Below are 4,714 nucleotides of genomic sequence, written 5' to 3' on the forward strand. Positions count from 1 at the left end.
GAGTGTTATCAAATGAACCATTGGGAGCAAACTGTTCTATTTATATCGAATATTTTTGTAACTCTAGCAATATCATCTCTTGGCAGTTGTATCACGCTTACTTTTCCCAAGAGTTCCACGCCCCTTGTCTGGGGCGTTATCTTGGGTATTTGTTCTGTGTTGGCCATGCGAGAAGGTATTTTTATCACAAATAGCTCAATTGTCGATTTCCGGCATATTATTCTTACAATGTCCGGTTATATTGGTGGCCCGATTGCAGCAATTGTAGCTGCCAGCATCGGGGCACTGTTCCTTTGGCATCTAGGTGGCAACGGTATTATCGGCGACATCATATCACTTTATGTTTTTTCAGCTTTTGGCAGTCTGTTACGCTTATATAAACCTAACTTTAGCAAGTGCGCTCACAATATGTGGATAGAAATCGGATTTCTCATGGCACTTATCTATACCGGTGTCCAGATCGGAATTTCCCTTTATTATACAGGCTCTATTCAGGTAGTTCAAACAACTATCTTGACACTTTTCATTCTTACCCCACTTGGTGCATGGGCCTGTTTTAACTTCCACCGACTTATCCATGAGAAAATCCATCGCACTGAACTTGTCGAATGTTTACTGAAATCCTGTCCATCTGCTATTAACGGGTCTGACTCCCCCCAAAACCTACTACTTGCCAGTGAAGATTCAACTCAAAACAACCTCCTCACAAATATACTATCATCCAGAGGAGAAGCTAGAGCACTTCATAAAGAATTGGTTTATCGCCAGAAGTCAACATCAAAACAGGCCTTTTTCAGCCCCACACCGCTGGCACTTTACAACCTTGCCGAGGGTTACTTTATTCACGTGAATGAAAGTTTTATCAGGCATACTGGTTACAGTCACCAGGAAATTATTGCTCAGCCAGGAATGGAACGGGAGATATGGAGATTTCCCAGCGAAAGAGAACGATTGCTTAGGCTGGCATACACGGAAAAGTTCATTCATGACTTTGAATTTGAACTGATCACTAAAAGTGGTGATATTCGGATTGGCTTACTATCAGCTGAACTTATCAAACATATGGGCCAACATTGCCTGCTGACATCTGTTTATGATATTACTGAACGCCGCAACAGAGAGCTTGAACTAGCCAGGCTGGACAGGCTTAATCTTATCGGCCAGATGGCAGCAAGCATTGGCCATGAAGTGAGAAATCCTATGACAACAGTACGAGGTTTTCTCCAATTGCTAGCAAAAAAGCCGGCTTTAGCCGGCTACTATGAGTATTTTACAATTATGACTGATGAGTTAGATAGAGCCAATAACATAATTACAGAGTTTCTAACCTTAGCTAAGAACAAACTGATTGACTTAAAATCGACTCAACTTAACAGTATTATCAACTCTGTGTTGCCGTTAATGAAGGCAGATGCAACTACTGGTCACAAAGAGATTAGTCTTGAGTTAAGCGACATCCCGAACCTTGCGCTTGATGAAAAAGAGATCCAGCAACTACTGCTCAATCTGGTGCGAAATGCGCTCGAAGCCAGTCCGGCAGGCGGAATCGTCTATATCCGGACATGGTATGATGTTGCCAATACCTCGGTAGTCCTGGCCGTAACTGATGAAGGCCCGGGAATTACCCCCAGTGTTTTTAAACAACTAGGCACACCGTTCCTAACTACCAAAGAAACCGGCACCGGGCTTGGACTACCGGTATGCTACAGCATTGCCGCCCGGCATCAGGCCACTATCGACATAACAACAAGCACCAGAGGAACAACTTTCTTCGTTAGGTTTAAAGTATCAGCCGCGCAGCTCTCTTAGCCTCAGCATCCTGCTTTTATCTTCGCTGCCACGTCACTCAAGCAATATTCTCAGAGCCCTAAGCTCAGCGGCAATTTTATGTAAAATATCGGTTGTGGGCGCTTCCACCGTATGCAAATGTACCCCACCAGTAACAACAGACAAAGGTATAGCACCACTCTTAGCCGATTTATGCAAAAACTCGGCCAAATCATATCGTGAAGCCAGTATCAGGCTGGCTTTAATCTCGCCATATACGGGATGTTCAACACTGACATCCAGAACCCGGCCACCGTTATCAACAATAATTGCAAGTTCCTCTTCCATACGATCAACACTATGACTGCAGGCAAATCTAGCGGTAACTGTGCCACTGGCGGTTACCGGCAAAATAACATACCCTTGTGGCGTAGCATATATTTCAGCGCCGGACGCCCGTAATATAGCAACATCACCAACAATCACCTGCCGGCTTACCCCTAACTCTTTTGCCAATACTGTACCGGTTAGCGGTTTACCGGTACTTTTCAGCAAGCTGATGATATGTTGACGCCGTTCTTTTGCTTCCATCAAAAACTCTCCTCCGGTTGCCCGCTAAGCCTGAAAATTTATTATCATAGAATTGCACCATATTTAAACTATCGCCTATATTATACACCAAAATTGCATTGTTCATCTACAGTCAACAACACACTCTCATCCCCTGACGGCAATAATACAGTAAAAGTAGTCCCTTGGCCAACTTGGCTATCAACAATAATTCTGCCGCCATGATTTTGCACTATACTATAACATACGGATAAACCCAGACCAGTACCATAATCTTTGGTCGTAAAGAATGGAGTTCCTAACTTTTCAATGATCTCCCGCGGGATTCCGTTCCCGTTATCTTCTACAGTTATTGCCATCATCCCCTGTTGTCTGCCTATAGCAACAATAACCCGCCCCTCGTAGGGAACCGCTTCTACAGCATTTTTCAGTAAATTAATAAATACTTGCTTAAGCTGGCAAATATCACCAACCACATTACAGCCTAAAGCAGGCAGTGTAACAGTGACAGTAGCATTTTTTGTATGTAGTTGGCCCTCCATGAGAAAGGCAACATCCTGCAACAGTTTGCAAACATTCACTTTTTCAAAAAACGGCTCTTTAGGTGGTCGCGCCAACATCTGAAACTCGCTAATCAGGCTGTCTATCCGGCCGATTTCAGCAACAATGATCTCCAGGTGTTCCGGTCGCGGTGGCCGGTCATTGCGTCGTGCCATAAGCTGAATAAATCCCTTTATTGCAGTAAGCGGATTTCTGATTTCATGGGCAATACCGGCAGCTAACTGATTAACACATACCATTCGCTCCATGCGTAGTTGTTCCCGCTCACGTTCATGCTGTTTGGCCTGACGCCAGACCCCATATAAAAGTCCAAAGCAAATAGCTAGAAAAAAGAAACTAGCTGCATCCTCCAGCGATTTGCTCAGAACTCTGGCATACAAAGCATCAAGTGGGATTACCATAATCATTCGCCAATTAGCATTATATAAGTCAGTATAAATGAACACTTTATCCATTCCATCCAAAAACGAATTAAATTCCATCATACCTGAGTTATTATTCAACATCCAACTAAACTGGTTTTTATAGGAGGAGCTTTCCGGATAAAGCTCCAGCAAACGGGGATGGTGAATCACCTGCGCACTACTGTCAATAACAAAAATATACTGGTTTACCGGCATACGTTCTTGCAGCACAGACGTACTTATTTCACTAATAGGCACATGCGCTGATAAAACGCCTGTTACGCGGTCACTGCCGTCAGTAATTGGAACTAACATGCTAATACAGGCATTCTCCAGACTCCCATAAATAATCCTGTCAGATACCACAATCTTTCCTGACAGGGCAGACTTTAAATCTTTATTATAATTCCCTTGTTCAAAAAGTGAGTTGTCCGCGCCTGAAATACTTCCCACATCAGTAATCAGGTGGCTGTTCTGATCATATAAAGCGAAATTAGCGACCCCAATTACATCAGTTGCTGCCAATAAATCGCTTCGCGCCAGCTCCGGTTCAAGACTTTTGACACCAGGGCTGGCCGCTAACATCTTTATCCCTGCAAGCCGGGTATCAAAATACATATCTAGATAATTGGCTGCTACGGCAAGACGATCCCGCTCGCCTGCCACTACAACCCGATATTGATAATTGAAATAATTAACGATCAAGCCACCAATGATTGCTATCAGAATTGTGCCAACCATTACTGTTGCCGTTTTATTTTTACTTCCGGAGAGCAAGGACCGTCACCACCTTTTTCTGACACAATTCGCCAAAATTCAGACTTTTCCTGCAAAGAAACTAATCGTTTGCTGAATTTTTCACAAACAAAAAAAAAGAAGCTTTCAGACTATGCTGAAAGCTTCTCTTTTTTTGCATGGTGGGCGATGACGGGATCGAACCGCCGACATCCTGCTTGTAAGGCAGGCGCTCTCCCGGCTGAGCTAATCGCCCGTGTAACTAATATAAGGATGTTCTTCGCTATCACTCAGAACTAAGCGATTCGCACATGTTTTCGTGTCGCTCTCGCTTCTAAAAACATGGCTCTCTGCTTATCACTTCCGCTCGGAAGTAAGCGACTTACTCAGGTTCTCATTTCGCCTATTGGCTCGTGAGAACCTGGTTCGCTGCTTATGGTGACCCGTAAGGGAATCGAACCCTTGATACCGCCGTGAAAGGGCGGTGTCTTAACCGCTTGACCAACGGGCCAGATGGCTCCTCGAGTAGGACTCGAACCTACGACCGATCGGTTAACAGCCGATTGCTCTACCAACTGAGCTATCGAGGAATTATCAAAAATTAGCAACTACCTAATCTCCCAGGTCGCTTCCAACCAAGTACCTTCGGCGTGTGTGAGCTTAACTACTGTGTTCGA

Annotated in this window: 3 protein-coding genes, 3 tRNA genes and 1 rRNA gene; 1 reads left to right on the forward strand and 6 read right to left on the reverse strand. The window is 44.3% G+C overall.

What is annotated here, in order from left to right; translation table 11 throughout:
• The coding region (locus tag VN379_RS03820; RefSeq protein WP_325530968.1) for an ATP-binding protein at positions 1–1,809 on the forward strand (1,809 nt) is incomplete at its 5' end.
• 33 nt (positions 1,810–1,842) lie between these two features.
• On the opposite strand, the gene VN379_RS03825 is transcribed toward VN379_RS03820, so the two are convergent.
• From VN379_RS03825 to rrf, 6 genes are all read right to left on the reverse strand, one after another.
• Positions 1,843–2,358 carry a transcription repressor NadR gene (locus VN379_RS03825; RefSeq protein WP_325530970.1) on the reverse strand — a complete coding sequence of 172 codons (516 nt, stop codon included), beginning with the start codon at positions 2,356–2,358 and terminating at the stop codon, positions 1,843–1,845.
• An 80-nt stretch (positions 2,359–2,438) separates the two neighbouring features.
• Positions 2,439–4,079: a sensor histidine kinase gene (locus VN379_RS03830; protein WP_325530972.1), complete on the reverse strand. Its 1,641-nt coding sequence runs from the start codon at positions 4,077–4,079 to the stop codon at positions 2,439–2,441.
• Between the two features lie 138 nt (positions 4,080–4,217).
• A tRNA-Val gene (locus tag VN379_RS03835) sits at positions 4,218–4,293 on the reverse strand.
• Between the two features lie 180 nt (positions 4,294–4,473).
• Positions 4,474–4,548 (reverse strand) — tRNA-Glu (locus tag VN379_RS03840).
• 3 nt (positions 4,549–4,551) lie between these two features.
• Positions 4,552–4,627: transfer RNA gene (locus tag VN379_RS03845), tRNA-Asn, on the reverse strand.
• A 9-nt stretch (positions 4,628–4,636) separates the two neighbouring features.
• Positions 4,637–4,714 (reverse strand): 5S ribosomal RNA (rrf, locus tag VN379_RS25250); the annotation flags it as partial.

It is taken from the genome of Sporomusa sp. (assembly GCF_035561255.1).
In the GTDB taxonomy this organism is placed as follows: domain Bacteria; phylum Bacillota; class Negativicutes; order Sporomusales; family Sporomusaceae; genus Sporomusa.

What these genes read in the sequence shown, in the direction of transcription:
- VN379_RS03825 (WP_325530970.1), bottom strand. Translation starts at nt 2,358, where the DNA reads ATGGAAGCAAAAGAACGGCGTCAACATATCATCAGCTTGCTGAAAAGT.